Source organism: Agrobacterium sp. 6Ca8, assembly GCF_055382765.1.
Genome location: NZ_AP026434.1, coordinates 866,635 through 882,203 on the forward strand (window position 1 = coordinate 866,635; position 15,569 = coordinate 882,203).

General features: G+C 58.6%; 13 protein-coding genes. 7 read left to right on the forward strand and 6 right to left on the reverse strand.

Going from position 1 to position 15,569, the window contains the following annotated elements:
• Positions 1-2: 2 nt before the first annotated feature.
• Together ACZ5A6_RS18165 and ACZ5A6_RS18170 are read right to left on the reverse strand one after the other, a co-directional pair.
• On the reverse strand, positions 3-1,145 hold the full coding sequence (locus ACZ5A6_RS18165; protein WP_003517858.1) for a Gfo/Idh/MocA family protein: 1,143 nt from the start codon (positions 1,143-1,145) through the stop codon (positions 3-5).
• 245 nt (positions 1,146-1,390) lie between these two features.
• Complete coding sequence (locus ACZ5A6_RS18170; protein WP_003517856.1) at positions 1,391-2,089, reverse strand: TetR/AcrR family transcriptional regulator; 699 nt, start codon at positions 2,087-2,089, stop codon at positions 1,391-1,393.
• Positions 2,090-2,208: 119 nt separating this feature from the next.
• Here ACZ5A6_RS18170 and ACZ5A6_RS18175 point away from each other — a divergent pair, with 119 nt between their 5' ends.
• From ACZ5A6_RS18175 to ACZ5A6_RS18190, 4 genes are all read left to right on the forward strand, one after another.
• The gene (locus tag ACZ5A6_RS18175; protein ID WP_013761393.1) at positions 2,209-3,498 is read left to right on the forward strand and encodes an ABC transporter substrate-binding protein; all 1,290 of its coding nucleotides are present in this window, start codon (positions 2,209-2,211) and stop codon (positions 3,496-3,498) included.
• Positions 3,499-3,504: 6 nt separating this feature from the next.
• On the forward strand, positions 3,505-4,458 hold the full coding sequence (locus ACZ5A6_RS18180) for a carbohydrate ABC transporter permease (protein ID WP_003517854.1): 954 nt from the start codon (positions 3,505-3,507) through the stop codon (positions 4,456-4,458).
• Positions 4,451-5,326, forward strand: a complete 876-nt coding sequence (locus ACZ5A6_RS18185; RefSeq protein ID WP_464111228.1) for a carbohydrate ABC transporter permease — start codon at positions 4,451-4,453, stop codon at positions 5,324-5,326. Before ACZ5A6_RS18180 ends, ACZ5A6_RS18185 begins: the two co-directional genes overlap by 8 nt.
• A gap of 88 nt (positions 5,327-5,414) precedes the next feature.
• Complete coding sequence (locus tag ACZ5A6_RS18190) at positions 5,415-6,491, forward strand: ABC transporter ATP-binding protein (RefSeq protein ID WP_003517850.1); 1,077 nt, start codon at positions 5,415-5,417, stop codon at positions 6,489-6,491.
• Between the two features lie 214 nt (positions 6,492-6,705).
• Here ACZ5A6_RS18190 and ACZ5A6_RS18195 read toward each other — a convergent pair whose 3' ends face one another.
• Genes ACZ5A6_RS18195 through ACZ5A6_RS18210 form a run of 4 tightly spaced genes read right to left on the reverse strand, consistent with a single transcriptional unit; the run spans position 6,706 to position 11,426 of the window.
• Positions 6,706-7,482: a sugar phosphate isomerase/epimerase family protein gene (locus ACZ5A6_RS18195; RefSeq protein ID WP_464111229.1), complete on the reverse strand. Its 777-nt coding sequence runs from the start codon at positions 7,480-7,482 to the stop codon at positions 6,706-6,708.
• Positions 7,479-8,495, reverse strand: a complete 1,017-nt coding sequence (locus ACZ5A6_RS18200; protein WP_464111230.1) for a hydroxyacid dehydrogenase — start codon at positions 8,493-8,495, stop codon at positions 7,479-7,481. Before ACZ5A6_RS18200 ends, ACZ5A6_RS18195 begins: the two co-directional genes overlap by 4 nt.
• Complete coding sequence (locus ACZ5A6_RS18205) at positions 8,492-10,369, reverse strand: DUF2264 domain-containing protein (RefSeq protein ID WP_464111231.1); 1,878 nt, start codon at positions 10,367-10,369, stop codon at positions 8,492-8,494. The genes ACZ5A6_RS18200 and ACZ5A6_RS18205 overlap by 4 nt, the downstream gene beginning before the upstream one ends.
• Complete coding sequence (locus ACZ5A6_RS18210; protein WP_464111232.1) at positions 10,362-11,426, reverse strand: LacI family DNA-binding transcriptional regulator; 1,065 nt, start codon at positions 11,424-11,426, stop codon at positions 10,362-10,364. The genes ACZ5A6_RS18205 and ACZ5A6_RS18210 overlap by 8 nt, the downstream gene beginning before the upstream one ends.
• A gap of 112 nt (positions 11,427-11,538) precedes the next feature.
• On the opposite strand from ACZ5A6_RS18210, the gene ACZ5A6_RS18215 reads away from it, so the two are divergent.
• The 3 genes from ACZ5A6_RS18215 (at position 11,539) to arfA (ending at position 15,564) form a co-directional block, all read left to right on the forward strand.
• Positions 11,539-12,831 carry an ABC transporter substrate-binding protein gene (locus ACZ5A6_RS18215; RefSeq protein ID WP_003517844.1) on the forward strand — a complete coding sequence of 431 codons (1,293 nt, stop codon included), beginning with the start codon at positions 11,539-11,541 and terminating at the stop codon, positions 12,829-12,831.
• Positions 12,832-13,000: 169 nt separating this feature from the next.
• On the forward strand, positions 13,001-13,930 hold the full coding sequence (locus ACZ5A6_RS18220; RefSeq protein WP_464111233.1) for an ArsR/SmtB family transcription factor: 930 nt from the start codon (positions 13,001-13,003) through the stop codon (positions 13,928-13,930).
• A 122-nt stretch (positions 13,931-14,052) separates the two neighbouring features.
• The gene (gene arfA, locus ACZ5A6_RS18225) at positions 14,053-15,564 is read left to right on the forward strand and encodes an arabinosylfuranosidase ArfA (protein WP_013761387.1); all 1,512 of its coding nucleotides are present in this window, start codon (positions 14,053-14,055) and stop codon (positions 15,562-15,564) included.
• Positions 15,565-15,569: the final 5 nt, after the last annotated feature.

Genomic DNA, 15,569 nt, shown 5'->3' on the forward strand with positions numbered 1-15,569 from the left:
CCTCAGGAAAGTGCGGGAACGTCGAGCCAGCGGCGTTCCTTCCATGATCTCAGCCCCAGTTCGGCCAATTGCACGCCCTTCACGCCCTCCATCAGCCCATAGGGCCATGGGTCGTTGTCGACGAGGTGACGCACGAACATTTCCCACTGCGCCTTGAAACCGTTGTCATAAGTGACGTTGTCAGGCACTTCCTGCCAGGTCTTGTAGAAATCGATGGTCTGGGGCTGGTCAGGGTTCCACACTGGTTTCGGCGTATTGGTGCGGTGCTGGGTCCAGCATTTGGTGAGACCCGCCACGGCCGAACCATGCGTGCCATCAACCTGAAACGTGACGAGATCGTCGCGGCGCACACGCACCGCCCAGGAAGAGTTGATATGGGCGATGGCGCCGCCTTCCAACTCGAAAGTGGCGTAGGCGGCATCGTCGGCATCCGCCGCATAGGCGTGGCCCTGTTCATCGAAACGCTCGGGGATATGGGTGGCGCCGAGGCAACTTACGGATTTCACCGGTCCGAATAGATTATCGAGCACATAACGCCAGTGGCACAGCATATCGAGGATGATACCGCCGCCATCCTTCAGGCGGTAATTCCACGAAGGACGCTGCGCCGGCTGCCAATCGCCTTCGAAAACCCAATAGCCGAACTCGCCGCGCACCGAGAGGATCTTGCCGAAAAAGCCGCTGTCACGCAGCATCGCCAGCTTGCGAAGGCCGGGCAGGAACAGCTTGTCCTGCACCACGCCGTGTTTGATACCGGCGCTTTCGGCCAGTCTGGCAATTGCCAGCGCCTCTGCCACGCTGTCGGAAATCGGCTTTTCGCAATAGACGTTCTTGCCCGCCTTGATGGCTTTTTCGAGCAGGCTGCCACGCATCTGCGTCGTGCCGGCGTCGAAGAAAAGCGTGTCATCCGGGTTCGCAAGGGCGGCGTCGATGTCGGTCGTCCAGCGCGCGACATTGTGCTTTTTAGCGATTTCCTCGATTTTCGCACCGTTTCGGCCGACCAGAATGGGGTCGAGCATGACCTTTTCGCCGCTCTTCAAAACCACGCCGCCCTGATCGCGAATGGCGAGAACGGAGCGCACGAGGTGCTGGTTGTAACCCATGCGGCCGGTGATGCCGTGCATGATGACGCCGATACGTTTCATGAATTTCCTCCCAAGGCGGCCTTTTCCCGAAAGCCGCTTCCGTCAAACATGGCAATTTGTAACCATTTGGTTATTTGTGGTCGTGAAGGATGCGATCTGTCAAGGTGTTTTTGGCAGGAAATTCACATGCACTTGCGGCGGCAGAAATCACGGGTTTGTGCCGCGCCGCAAAAGGAAAAGACGCGCTTCGCGGATGCGAATGGCGCGTCGTCGCTGTTGTTAAAGGGAAATTCGGTATTTACGGCTCAGACCGGCCGCACCGCAGCAAGCAGGGTATCGACGATATGCTGGCCCCAGCGTTCAAGTTCGGCGGGGTCGGTCAGGTCGCGCTGGAAGATCGTCGACAGCGTGAATCGGTTCGAAAGATAAAAGGCGCCGAGCGAGGCGATCGTCAGATAGACGTCGATCGGATCGAGACCGTCACGGAATTCGCCAGTATCGCGGCCGCGCCGCAGCACGTCCTCAAGCTCCGAAATGAAGTTCGAATGCATTGCCGCAATCGTAGCGGATTGCCTGAGATATCGGGCTTTATTGAGGTTTTCTGTTGCGAGAATGCTCAGAAATTCCGGGTGATCCAGAAAATAATGCCAGGTGAAAAGCGCAAGTTCCCGCAAGCCTTCCGAAGGCGCCTTGCGGGTCAGGTCCAGCCGCCGTTCGGTGTGGCGGATGTGGCGATAGGCGTCCTCCAGAACGGCGAGATAAAGCGCGTCCTTGTCGCCAAAATAATGGTAGATCATCCGCTTGTTGGTGCCGGCACGCCGCGCCACGACATCGATTCTCGCGCCCGCCAGGCCCTTCGCGGCCACCTCGCGGCGGGCGGCTTCAAGAATGGCGGCGCGTGTTCTCTCCGGGTTTCGCACCTGTGCCGCCCCGCGTTTGCGCTTGGGGGCAGGCGTCTCCTCGACGGCCGGATCGGGCAGCTGGTTTTTCGTCGTTTCGTCCATCTTAGCACCCGCTTGACAATGTTGGCGATCGGTGTTCCCATGTAACCAATTAGTTATAAAACGGCAATAGTCGTTTACCCCCATCATCAATTTGGCAGTCAATTAGGGAGGAGTTGCCAATGCCCGTGATGCTTCACAGGAGAAGTGTGCTTTCAGCAGGGCTTGCGGCCCTTTCACTCGCAACATTGGGAGGTGGCTCGGCGCAGGCTCAGGCCGCGCGGCTGCGTATGTTGTGGTGGGGATCGCAGGAGCGTGCGGATCGCACCAACAAGGCGATCGCCGCATATAAGCAAATCAAGCCGGATCTCGATATTGCCGGGGAATTTGCCGGCTGGAGCGACTACTGGCCGCGCCTTGCCACGCAGGTGGCAGGCCGCAACGCGCCTGATCTGATCCAGATGGATTATCGCTACATCTTCGAATATGGCCGGCGCGGCGCCCTTGCTCCCCTTGATGACTATATTGGCAAGGGCCTGAAGATAGAAGATTTCGGCAAGATGAACATCGACTCCGGTCGGGTCGACGGCAAGCTTTACGGGGTTAATCTTGGCGTGAATTCCAGCGCTGTGTTCTTCGACAAGGCGGCCTGGGAAAAATCCGGCGCGACCCCGCCAGCGATCGGGCAGACCTGGGAAGAGTTTGCCGAAAACGCCGCCAAGCTCAGCAAGAACAAGCCCAAACCCGGCTACTACGCCACGGCCGATGCCAGCGGCGTCGAGCCGAGCTTCGAAAACTGGCTGCGTCAGAACGGCAAATCACTCTACACACAGGATGGCGGTATCGGTTTTGATCCGACCGACGCGACCAAATGGTTCACCATGTGGGCGGATTTGCGCAAGAGCGGTGCATGCGTGCCGGCCGATATTCAGGCGCTCGACCAGTTGAATATTGAAACCAACGCGCTGACGACGGGCAAGGCGGCAACGGCATTTGCCCATTCCAACCAGTTTGTCGGTTATCAGGCACTCAACAAAGCCAAGCTGGCGATGACCTCCTATCCGAAAAGCAAGAAGGATGGCCCTTCCGGTCACTACCTGAAACCATCCATGCTCATCAGCGTCGCCAATGGCAGTGCCGGCATCGAGCAGGCGGTCGGTTTCATCAACTTTCTCGTTGCCGAACCACAGGGCGTCGATGTTCTGGGTGTGGAGCGCGGCGTTCCGGCATCGGAATCGATGCGTAACGCGCTGACCGCCAAGCTCGATGCCGTCAGCAAGAGCATGGTGGAATATATTGCCGAGATTACCCCCGGCGTTGGCGATCTGCCGCCGGCACCCCCTCCGGGTGCAGGCGAATTCGCCTTCGTCCTGAAACGTACAGCGGAAGAGATCGGCTTTGGCAAGATTTCGGCGGCTGAGGGTGGTGACCGGCTCGTCAAGGAATCCGAAACCGTCATTAAACGGAAGTGATGGCAGATGGCCTTTCGATCTGAAACTCTCGTGGAGGAGAGCCGTGGCGCGGCTCTCCCGAAGCGGGCAGGCGTGAAGCGGCTTTTGGACCGCAACGTTCACGCATACCTGTTTCTCCTGCCGTGGCTGATCGGTTTCTTCGGTCTCACCCTCGGGCCTGCGCTGGTGTCGCTTTATCTGTCCTTCACCAATTATGACCTGCTTCAATCCCCGGACTGGGTGGGGGCGGCCAATTATGTGCGCATCGCCACTGCCGACCCTAAATTCGCCGCCGCCATGCAGGTCACCTTTACCTATGTGCTGCTTTCGGTGCCGTTGAAGCTGATCTTTGCACTGCTGGTGGCGCTCGCCTTCAATCGCGGCATAAAGGGGCTCACGCTTTACCGGGCGATCTTCTATCTGCCGTCGCTGCTCGGTTCCAGCGTGGCGATCGCTGTTCTCTGGCGGCAGCTTTTCGCGTCCGATGGCCTCGTCAACATGGTCCTGTGGCAGGTTTTCGGTTATGAGGGGCCGAGTTGGATTTCCAATCCGGACTACTCGCTCTACACGCTGGTGATCCTGTCCGTCTGGCAGTTCGGCTCGCCCATGATCATCTTTCTCGCAGGGCTCCGGCAAATCCCGCAGGATATGTACGAGGCCGCCGATATCGACGGCGCGAGCAAGATGCGGCAGTTCTTCCGCATTACGCTGCCGCTGTTGACGCCGGTTATCTTCTTCAACGCCGTGATCCAGACGATCGATGCCTTCAAGGCCTTCACGCCCGCCTTCATCATTTCCGAAGGCACGGGCGGGCCGATCAACTCGACGCTGTTCTATACGCTCTATCTCTATCAGGAAGCCTTCGGTTTCTTCCGCATGGGATATGCCTCGGCGCTTGCCTGGATTCTTGTGATCATCATTGCGCTGTTCACGGCCTTCTCGTTCCTCAGCGCGAAATACTGGGTGCATTACGATGACTGACGCTGTTACCGCTCCCCGGCCGGGACAAGGCCCGCAACGCTCACCGCTAATGTCGGTTTTGCTGCATGCGGTGCTGATCCTTGCCTCCTTTGCGATGCTTTATCCGATCCTGTGGATGATTTCGGGCTCGTTCCGCCCGCAGGATGAGCTCTTCGGTTCCTCCTCGCTCATTCCTTCGTCGGTCGATTTCGGCGGCTATATTCGCGGCTGGACCGGGCTTCAGGTCAGTTTCGGGCAATTCTTCTGGAACTCGTTCTTCATCTCGGTGCTTGCCACCATCGGCAACGTCGTTGGCTGCTCACTTGCCGCCTTCGCTTTCGCCCGCCTGCGGTTCGGTGGGCGCAATTTCTGGTTTGCGCTGATGCTTGGCACCTTGATGCTGCCCTATCACGTTGTGCTCATCCCGCAATATATCCTGTTTCTGGAAATGGGCTGGGTGAATACGTCGCTGCCGCTGATTGTGCCGAAATATCTGGCAACCGACGCCTTCTTCATCTTCCTGATGGTGCAGTTCTTCCGGGGTATTCCGCGTGAGCTGGATGAGGCAGCGGTGATGGACGGTTGCTCGCCCTTCCGCATCTACTGGAAGATCATGCTGCCCCTCTCTCTGCCGGTTCTGGCAACGGCCGCGATCTTTTCCTTTATCTGGACCTGGGACGATTTCTTCGGTCCGTTGATCTATCTGAACGACATCAACACCTACACCGTGCAGCTCGGCCTCAGATCCTTCGTGGATTCCACCGGCAGCTCGGATTGGACGTCGCTTTTCGCCATGTCCAACCTGTCGCTGATACCGGTCTTCCTGTTCTTCCTGTTCTTCCAGCGGCTGCTGATTGAAGGCATCGCTACCACCGGAATGAAACGCTGAACGGACGAAACGGGACCGAAAACGAATTGCAGAACATCAACACCGTCGCGGCTGCCTTGTCTGCAGCGCGACGGTCGGGAGAAACAGCATGGCAAGCAGCATTACTCTGGAAAAAATCGTCAAGCGGTTCGGCGCTTTTCCGGTCGTCCACGGCATCGATCTCAAGATCGAGCCGGGCGAGTTCACCGTTTTCGTTGGCCCCTCGGGCTGTGGCAAATCCACGCTTCTGCGCATGATCGCCGGTCTGGAGGAAATCTCCGAGGGTGATCTTCGCATCGATGGCGAAAGGGTCAACGAAACAGCCGCTTCCAAGCGCGGTATCGCCATGGTGTTCCAGTCCTATGCGCTTTATCCGCATATGAGCGTTTACAAGAACCTCGCTTTTGGGCTGGAGACGGCGGGTTACAAGAAACCGGAAGTCGAGGCGCGCGTGCAGAAAGCTGCCGATATCCTGCAGATCGGCCCGTTGTTACAGCGCAAGCCGAAGGCGCTTTCTGGCGGCCAGCGCCAGCGTGTCGCCATCGGTCGGGCTATCGTCCGCGAGCCGAAAATCTTTTTGTTCGATGAACCCCTGTCCAACCTCGATGCGGAACTGCGCGTGCAGATGCGTGTCGAAATTGCCAAGCTGCACCAGACGCTCGGCAGCACCATGATCTATGTGACGCATGACCAGGTGGAGGCCATGACGATGGCCGACAAGATCGTGGTCCTGCGTGACGGCCGCATCATGCAGGTCGGCCGCCCGCTTGATCTCTACAACAATCCGGCCAACCAGTTTGTGGCGGGTTTCATCGGTTCGCCAAAGATGAACTTCCTTTCCGCGAAAGTGGCTTCAGGCGACAGCTCCAACCGTACCATCGAGGTCGCCGGCCAGCGCATTCTGCTCGAAAAGCCGGTCGCGGCTGAGGAAGGCGAGCCACTCACTTTCGGCATTCGTCCCGAACACGTAAACCCACAGGCGCAATCGGCCTCGCTTGGCGATGCGTCCATCCAGCTCGTTGAACATCTCGGCGGCTCGACGGTGGTTTATACCAGCACCCCAGATGGCCAGCCCGCTACCCTGCTGCTGGACGGCCAGCGCCATATCCGCATCGGCGAGACCATTCCCTTTGCGTTTGATCTGGCGAAGACGCATCTGTTCGGGGCGGATGGGCGGCGAATATAAGAGGAAAAACCGGGGGGAGGAACACACCTTCCCTTATTCCTGTGCTTGTCACAGGAGTCCAGCTGACGCGTCTGCGCGGCGATGAAATCAATCAGCCCAAAGACTTGGGCTGGCTGGTTCCCTATAGGGGGTACAGGGATGAGGGCAGTGGGCGGTTGTGATGGATAGCGAATTTTAGTCCGCCGCGTCGGTTTTCGATAAAAAACAAGCGGTTCTAAGAGCGGGCGAGAATCTCGCTCAGCACCGCCGCATCTTCCGAGAACTGGGCGACGTTGTCACCTTTGACGAACTCCAGCATCGCATAAGCCGGTTCTATCCAGTCGCTTGCTGGCAAGGCATCAACGCAAGCCCGCCAATAGTCCGCGCGCTCGCCGAGCGGCAGGCGGCTGGCATCGGCGAGCCAAGCGAAGACGTGCAGGTGGCAGATGCGCGAGCCGAGCGCGGATATTTCCGCAAGGGCGTCATCCAGCGGTAGACCTGGGGCTGGCTGCCAGTAAAAGAACAGGTTAGGCATCGGCAAATCCTGCATGAGCTGCAAGGCCGAGGGCAGCGTGTCGGTCAGCGAATTGGGGTGATATTCGAGGCCGATTGTCATTCCGTAATCGTTTGCCCGCCGGGCAAGTGCCGCCAACGCGTCGGTCGCCGCACGGCGTTCCTTTGGCGAATAATCCGCGGATGGGCGTTTGCGGCTGCCGGGCCAGATGCGGATATAGCCGGTGCCGAGCGCTTTCGCGGTCTCCAGAACTGCGGTCACATCCTCCTGCGCAAAATCCGGTGCGAAAATGTAGGATCCGTAGGAAGAGACGGTAAGACCGGCTTTCACCGTACGCGCCGCCACATCCCTTGCATTTTCTAAGTCGCCAGGTGGCACATGGATATCGGCACCCCATTCTATAGCCTTGATGCCATTTGCAACGGCAAGGTCAATCACGGCCTGCGGCGTCATGGACCTGAAGGTGACAGAGCAGAGGCCCGGCTCGAAAATTCTCATGCGATCAGTTCCAGATGTTCCGGACGTACCTGCTGTTGCAATGGTTCTGCGCGGCAGAAGCGTTCGATCTCGGCAATCGCCATGTCGCCGAGCCGGGCGCGTTCAAGGCCGACGGCGCCGGCGATATGCGGCGTCAGGAACACGTTCGGAAGGCTGTAAAAGGGCGAATCCGGTGACGGCACTTCCGGATCGGTCACGTCGATGACGGCCTCTATGCGTCCGGTTTTCAGTTCCGCCAGCAGGGCGTCTTCGTCCACTAGCGCGCCGCGGGCCGTGTTGATCAAGGTCGCTCCGTCCTTCATCAGGGCAAGCACGTCGGCGCCTATCATGTGCCGGGTTTGCGGCAGGGATGGCGCGTGTAGGGAAATGACGTCGCTTACCGCCATAAGCTCGCGGAGCGATACGAGACGCACACCGAGCTTTTGTGCCTCCACCGCGCTTAAAAACGGGTCGAAAAGGATAAGATCGAGATCGAAGGGCTGCAGCAGATTGATGACCCGACGCCCGATGCGTGACGCCCCGACAATGCCGACGGTCAGGCCGAGATTGCCGATGACCTGCGACTGCAGGCGGTCGACGTTTCGCCGTGCGCGATCCTCTCCGTAGATGCGCCGGAAACCGAAGGTACGCTTGCCGGAAAGCAGGATCATTGCCAGCGTAAACTCCGCGACCGGCTGTGCATTCGCCTCGGCCGCGCTGCACACCGTAACGTTTCGTTCGAAAACCGCCTGGGACAGGAAGTATTTCACCGTCCCGGCGGCATGTGAAATCAACCGAAGGTTCGGCATCATTGCCAGTTCCCGCATGTCGATCTCGGGACAACCCCAGCCAGTCAGAAGAATATCTGTTCTCTCCAACTGGGCAGTCACACCTGGGTCGTGAAAATCGCAGACCGGCCGGGTATCGAGGATGTCGACGCTCTGCGACAGCTTTTCAAGCGCCTGTGGCGTCAGCACATGCTGCGTCCGCTCCGGGTCCATGGCAAGGCTGAGACGCGGACGCGGGCTCATCATTGCGGTTCTCCCGCCGCCGCCATGCTGCTTACCGGAACACCGCGCTCAACAAACAGGCGGTCAAGCGCTTCCATGTCCGGAAGTGCGGGAACTGTCGCCAAAGCTGTTTCGCTTTCAGGTCCGGCCAGTCCCACAAAGACGGCGCAGGCGAGCAGGGTTTTGCCCGCTGGAATGTCGCCCCGCAATTGCGGCACCGTGGTTTTGGCATTGATGAGATTGGTATTGGGCAGCGCCTTCAGCGCCACGCCCTGGCGGGATGCGCTGGAGCCGAGATCGATGATGGCGGATATGTCGGTGCCGCAATCGGCCGTTGCCCGGCCGCTGTCTTCGGTCACCGCATCGCGGTCGCCATCGTTGCGGTTTATCGCAAAGCCGCCTTCGGTGACCAAAAGTGGCCGCGCGGAGGTAATCCGGTGCAACCGGAAATGCCACTCTCCCGCGGCAACCAGCGTCGTTTCGACCTCGACATCGGGGAATGGGTTCCAAGTCGCTCGAAGATTGGTGCCGGCCAAGAGCACAGTGCGGTTGGTTTCGCGCACCCGGTAGTGGCGGCCATCTTCGGAAAAGGCCAGCATATTGTCGAAACCATTGGTCTTGAAACCGCGCTCGTCCACTTCCACGCCGAAAGCGTAACGGGAGGAATAGGCGAATTTGGCGTATTTCTCCGGCCCGCCGCGCATGGACAGGTTTTCCTGCCCACTCGTCAGCGCCGTGACGTTACTCTTACTGCGTATCATCACCATGCCGGGATGAACGAGCGCCCGTGGTTTTGTGGATGTGTCTGGCAGCTTTTCCTCCGCCTGCCAGAAGGGGTGGCTTTCCGGCAAGGCCAGCGGCAGGAAAGCCTTGAAGGCCCAATAGGGTGAACCCGCCGAATTATAGCTTTCCGACATGGTCAGTTGCGGATAGGCGTAACCGATGGAAAGCACGCCGTCGCGGTCGGCTATCGGCTTTCCCGCCCACCAGCGCAGATGTTTCAGATAAAGCCCCTTGATCTCCCCCCAAGGCATCGCTTCCTCATCCGCGAAGGCGAGGGCACCCCAGAAGCCGCCGCAGGCGAAACGGTAGGTCATGGAGCGGCCAAAGGCCAGCGCGCCACCATCCTCATCGAACCAGCTTGCGAAATCCCCGGCAAACAGGCGGGCACGTTCCCGGTAACGTTCGGCGTATGCATCATCCGGTTTGCTGATTTTCGCGTAGATCAGCCCGTAAAAATGCATGGCGAAGGCGATGTAGTGGTCGATGCGGCGATAGTTGCCGTCGCGATACCAGCCGTCGGCGATGTAAAATCCGTCCAGCTCTTTCAGATATGTTTCGGTGAGGCTCCGGTCGAATTCGATACCGAGATGATCGAGCGCCGCATCGACCATCACCCGGAAAAACTTCCAGTTATTGTCGGCATAGATGCGCTCGCGCGCCGCCAGAAGATAACGGCGCACATTCGCCTTTTGCTCTTCGGACAAGGGTTCCCACAGATGTTGCGGCGCAAGCCGAAGCGCAAAGCCGAGGGCGGCCAGCTCCACCAGCCGCTGATCCTTCTGCCGCACATCGCCCCAGTAATCGGCATGGGCGGGATCGGTGCCATTGGCGATGCCTCTGGCCAGAAGCGACCAATGGGCGAAGGCATCGCCGCTGAGCGCAAGCGGCGCGATGCCCCAGAGTGGTCGCGCAAATCCTTCCAGGTCGGCCGCTGCCCGGTCGAAATGCGCGGCGGTGCCGCTTAGCGTCACTCTTGCGCCGCTCTCTGAGAAATAGGGAAGCAGCGGTGCGAAACTGTCGTCCAATGCCCGTCTGACGTCGGCGCGGGTCTTGAGTGGATTGCCGTAAAGCGGATTGAAGCGGGTCATTGGATCATGGTTTGCTGGCTTATGCATCGCGCGCCGCCTTTCCCGTCTTTTTTGCTCGACCGGCGGTCTGTCCTTCCACAAGCTGTACACCCAGCTGAACCTGCCGGGAATTGGCCGATGGCTCCGCCAGCCGGCGGCGCATCAGCTCCACCGCCTCGCGGGCAATCTCGCGGCGGTCTACCCGGATTGTGCTGAGCCGGGGAGTGGAAAGTTCGGCGAAGGGCAGGTCGTCGAAGCCGATGATGGAAAGATCGTCCGGTACCCCGAGGCCAAGCTCTTGTGCTGCTCCCAGCGCGCCGAGCGCGATCGCATCGTTCATGCAGAAAATGCCAGTCAGATCGGGGTTTTTGGCCAGCAGCTGACGAACCGCATCACCGGCCTGCCCGAAGCCGCTATCCGCCGTGGAAAGCAGAAACTCCTCATAGGTGGCACCCTCTTCCTCGATGATAACCTGCCGAAAGCCCCGCATGCGCTCTCTTATAGTGTGACGGTGTTGCAGACCGATATAGGCGACCTTGCGGTGCCCCAGTTCCAGCAGCCGCCGCGCCGCCATCGCCCCGCCGTAAAAATTGGAGGGCGAGACGCAATCCAGCATCATCGAGGGATCGGCGCTATTGACGAGAACCGGTTGCAGCACACCCTGCGTGATGCGGTGGATAATCTCCTCTTCGGGGTCAAGACCAATGGCGAGAAGGCCATCGACCTCGCAGACCCGCTGCGTAAGGGCGTCGTCGATCCGCCTCTGGTGCAGCAGCCGGATATCGAGTTCGAAACCCTCTGCCTGGGCAAGGCTGCGCAGCATGTCGAAAATATCGTGATAAAAGGCGCCGATATCGCCGGTCGCTCGTTCGGCGGACATGAGGGCGAGGATTTTCTTGCCCTCCAGCGAGATGCCGCCGGTCTGGCTGGTGACTGGCCGCAGCGGATAACCAAGTTCCGCCGCCACGCCCAGAACCTTGGTCTGGATCGATGCGCTGATGCCTTTTTCCCCGGCGAGAACCCGTGACACCGTGCTGATGGAAACCCCTGCACGCTGGGCGATATCCGACTGGCGCGGGCGGCTGATGTCGGGCGTATCGTTCATGTCGTCTCCTGCGCTTGCAAAAAATTCTATTATGATGCAAATATTGCAAATAATGAAAATTTGCAAGAATTTAAGTGATGAATGAGAAATTTGCAAAACGCGGGAGGAGCAGATGCAAACTATCGATAGACGTGGATTTTTGGTGACGGCGGCACTGGCGGGTCTTGGCGCGGCGGCGGGCGGTTTCCGCGCGATGGCGGCCGAAACCCGGCTTCGTTGCGTATGGTGGGGTTCGGCTGACCGCAACAAGCGCACCAATGATGTGATTGCCCTCTACCAGAAGGCAGATCCACAAACGGTAATCAGCGGCGAGATGATCGCCGGTTCCGACTATTGGACCAAGCTTGCGACGTCCATGGCGGGACGTAACGTCGCCGATATCTTTCAACTCGAGCCTTCCACCATTGCCGATTATTCCGGCCGTGGGGCCTGCATGGAACTTGACCAGTTTGTCGGCTCGTCGCTTGATCTTTCCAATTTCGGCAAAAGCGAAGTCGATCTTTGCCGCATCGACGGCAAGCTTTACGGCGTCGGTCTCGGGCTGAATTCGTTCTGCATGATGTATGATGCAGAGACGCTGAAGGAGGCCGGCGTCTCCGTGCCGAAGGAGCAGATCACCTGGAAGGCGCTGGCGGAACTGGCGCGCGATTTCAAGAAGAACGCTCCGGCGCGTCGTAATTATTGGGCGGTGCCCTATGGTGCCCGTTATCACTACGTCTTCGATGTCTGGCTGCGCCAGCGCGGCAAGCTCCTGTTCCAGGACGGCACCATCGGTTTCAACAAGGAAGATGCCAAGGAATGGTTCGCCTATTGGGAGGATCTGCGCGAGAACAAGCTTTGCGTCTCTGCCGATATCCAGACGCGCGATGACAATACCATCGAATCCAACGCGCTGACCCTTGGCAATTCCGCAATCGGCTTTGCCTATTCCAACCAGCTTGTCGGTTACCAGGCGCTCAACAAGAAGACGCTGTCCATTGGCATGCTGCCGGGTGAGGGGCCGGGAAAACCGACCGGGCATTATTACCGGCCGGGGCTTATCTGGTGCATTTCGTCCACCTCCACCACTCCGGAAGCTGCGGCGAAGTTCATCAACTTCTTTGTCAACGATCTGGAAGCGGGCAAGGTTCTTGGCGTCGAACGCGGCGTCCCGCCGGCGAAGAAGGTACGCGAAGCTGTGTTGCCAAGCCTCAACGAGACTGAACGCAAGACGGTCGATTACATCGAGAGCCTGTCCGGCAAGCTCGATACCTATCCGGAGCCTGCCCCCATCGGCGCCAATGAGTTCGACCGTGGGGTAATGCGTCCGATTGCCGACTCACTCGCCTTTGGCCGCGCCACTGTGGATGAGGCAGCGCAGAATCTTGTCGATACCGGCACCCGCACGTTGCGCAAGCGCGGGTAAGGAAAAAGAGGCAGCGCGTGCGGTATCGAAACCGGTTGCGCTGCCCCCATTCGCAATCCTTCCTTGCGTGTCTGACTTTGAATATATCGACACGACAAACAATGCTGGACAGCATAAAATATTTAAGCCAGAAATTCTGATCTAGATCGCTAAATCTGAAGATTAGACAATGGCTCCTAATTTCCTACTTATTGACGCTGAAAAAGAATTCGATGTTTTGAAGGCGGCGGCGTCGCTGGTACGTGTGCAGATATTGAAGCTGCTGCACGAGGCCAACGGTCTCAATGTCAACGAGATCGCGCAGAGGCTGGACCTTCCCCAGTCCACCGTGTCGGCCGGTGTGACCGTTCTTGAAGAGGCGGGGCTGCTGCGAACCGAAACGCGCAAGGCGCGCAAGGGCAGCCAGAAAATCTGTTTTGCGACCTGCGACGAGCTTATCGTTTCGTTTCGAAGCCCCGAGACGCCGGCTGTGTCCAACTACATTGCCGTCGCCATGCCGCTCGGCCTCTATACGCAGAGTTCGGTGACCGCGCCTTGCGGCATCTGTTCGCCGGAGGGCATTATCGGACTTCTGGATGTCCCTGATACCTTCATGGATCCCGACCGCATGAAGACTGCACTTTTGTGGTTCACATCGGGTCATGTCGAGTATCAATTCCCCAATAATGCCAAGATTCAGGGGCGAAACGTCGAGGAAGTCGAGTTTTCGATGGAGGTCAGTTCCGAGGTGCCAGGAACGCACAGCAACTGGCCGTCAGACATTACCCTCTCCGTCAACGGCAAGGAGATCGGGGTCTGGACCTCGCCCGGCGATTTCGGCGACAAGCGGGGTACGTTTACGCCCGACTGGTGGAAACTGTCCGGCTCGCAGTATGGAATGCTTAAAACCTGGCGCATTACTGCCCAGGGAACCTATGTCGATGGTACGCGCATTTCCGATGTGACGCTTGCGGATATAGATCTGTCCAGCCACCGCTCAATCCGTCTGCGGATCGAGGTAAAGGCGGATGCAAAGCATCCAGGCGGGCTCAACATCTTCGGCCGGGGCTTTGGGAATTACGATCAGGACATCGTATTGCGTCTGCGCACCGCAGACTGATCGGGCCAATTTCATAAAGTATGATTTTCGCGGTTGACAGGCGCGGCTTCCATTGGCAACTATATTATAAAATATGGTTTATATCATATTTTACGATATAAATGCGCATGGGAGGAGAGCCTATGAAAGCGCGGGTTTCAGTCCACCGGGACTTCCGGATTGGGCGTATCGACGATCGCCTATATTCCGCCTTCATCGAACATATGGGGCGGGCGATCTATGGCGGGATTTACGAGCCCGGCCATCCGCAGGCGGATGAAAACGGTTTTCGCAAGGATGTGCTGAAATTCGTGCAGGATCTGAAAATTCCGGCGATCCGCTATCCCGGCGGCAACTTCGTTTCGGCCTATCGCTGGGAAGACGGCATCGGCCCCCGTGACAAACGGCCCGTGCGGCTTGATCTTGCATGGCGCTCCAAGGAAACCAACCAGATCGGCGTCAACGAGTTCGCAGACTGGGCGTCGATGGCAGGCATCGAGATGATGCTCGCCGTCAACCTCGGTTCCCGTGGTCTGGATGATGCCCGCAACTTTCTCGAATACGTGAATTTTCCCGGCGGCACCGAGCTTAGCGACCTTCGCCGCAGCCACGGCGCCGAAAAGCCGCATGGCGTGAAGATGTGGTGCCTCGGCAACGAGATGGACGGCCCCTGGCAGATTGGCCACAAGACCGCGGTGGAGTACGGCCGGCTGGCCAACGAAACCGCGAAAGCCTTCAAGGGTTTCGACCCCACCATCGAGGCAATCGTCTGCGGAAGTTCCAACGACGGCATGCCGACCTATCCCGAATGGGAGCGCGAGGTGCTGGAAGAATGCTACGAGAATGTGGACCACATCTCGCTGCATAAATATTTCGGCAATAACAGCCGCGACACGCTGAATTACTTCGGCAAGATCGAAGAAACAGGGCGTTATATTCAGACTATCGCCGGTGTCATCGATTACGTGAAAGCCAAGAAGCGCGCCAAGAACGATGTCTCCATCTGCTTCGACGAGTGGAATGTCTGGTACCATATCCGCGAAGACGACGGTAAACGCATCAAGAGCTGGGACTGGCCGGAAGCGCCTGCACTTCTGGAGGAGACCTACAATTTCGAGGATGCTCTCTTCGTGGCCGGGTTGCTCAACGAGTTCATCCGTCGCTCGGACAGGGTGCGCATCGCCTGCATTGCCCAGCTCGTCAATGTCATCGCCCCCATCCGCGCTGAAAAGAACGGACCGGCATGGCGCCAGACCATCTATTATCCCTACCAGTTCGCCTCGCTTTATGGTCGCGGCGTTGCACTGAACATTGCCGTCGATTGCCCGACCTACGACTGCAACGCGGCCGATGACGTCAAATATCTCGATGTCGCCGGCGTGTTTGATGAGGACGAGGGCGTGGTGACGCTGTTTGTCCTCAATCGTCATCTGACCGAAGCAGCAGAGCTCAATGTCGGTCTCACCGGCTTTTCGCCTGTGTCACTCAGCCTGCATCTTTCCATGGCGGGATATGATCTGAGGATCGGCAACGGTCCGGATCAACCTGACCGCGTCGTGCCGGTGCCGGGCAGCGGCATTGGTGTCGAGGATGGGGCACTCAAAGGCTCCGTGCCGGCGCTGTCCTATCATGTTCTGCGCGTGAAGGTTCAGTGAGGCGG

What these genes read in the sequence shown, in the direction of transcription:
- ACZ5A6_RS18175 (WP_013761393.1), top strand. Translation starts at nt 2,209, where the DNA reads ATGCCCGTGATGCTTCACAGGAGAAGTGTGCTTTCAGCAGGGCTTGCG.
- ACZ5A6_RS18220 (WP_464111233.1), top strand. Translation starts at nt 13,001, where the DNA reads ATGGCTCCTAATTTCCTACTTATTGACGCTGAAAAAGAATTCGATGTT.
- ACZ5A6_RS18165 (WP_003517858.1), bottom strand. Translation starts at nt 1,145, where the DNA reads ATGAAACGTATCGGCGTCATCATGCACGGCATCACCGGCCGCATGGGT.
- ACZ5A6_RS18200 (WP_464111230.1), bottom strand. Translation starts at nt 8,495, where the DNA reads ATGATGAGCCCGCGTCCGCGTCTCAGCCTTGCCATGGACCCGGAGCGG.
- ACZ5A6_RS18185 (WP_464111228.1), top strand. Translation starts at nt 4,451, where the DNA reads ATGACTGACGCTGTTACCGCTCCCCGGCCGGGACAAGGCCCGCAACGC.
- ACZ5A6_RS18205 (WP_464111231.1), bottom strand. Translation starts at nt 10,369, where the DNA reads ATGCATAAGCCAGCAAACCATGATCCAATGACCCGCTTCAATCCGCTT.
- ACZ5A6_RS18215 (WP_003517844.1), top strand. Translation starts at nt 11,539, where the DNA reads ATGCAAACTATCGATAGACGTGGATTTTTGGTGACGGCGGCACTGGCG.
- ACZ5A6_RS18190 (WP_003517850.1), top strand. Translation starts at nt 5,415, where the DNA reads ATGGCAAGCAGCATTACTCTGGAAAAAATCGTCAAGCGGTTCGGCGCT.
- ACZ5A6_RS18180 (WP_003517854.1), top strand. Translation starts at nt 3,505, where the DNA reads ATGGCCTTTCGATCTGAAACTCTCGTGGAGGAGAGCCGTGGCGCGGCT.
- ACZ5A6_RS18195 (WP_464111229.1), bottom strand. Translation starts at nt 7,482, where the DNA reads ATGAGAATTTTCGAGCCGGGCCTCTGCTCTGTCACCTTCAGGTCCATG.
- arfA (WP_013761387.1), top strand. Translation starts at nt 14,053, where the DNA reads ATGAAAGCGCGGGTTTCAGTCCACCGGGACTTCCGGATTGGGCGTATC.
- ACZ5A6_RS18170 (WP_003517856.1), bottom strand. Translation starts at nt 2,089, where the DNA reads ATGGACGAAACGACGAAAAACCAGCTGCCCGATCCGGCCGTCGAGGAG.
- ACZ5A6_RS18210 (WP_464111232.1), bottom strand. Translation starts at nt 11,426, where the DNA reads ATGAACGATACGCCCGACATCAGCCGCCCGCGCCAGTCGGATATCGCC.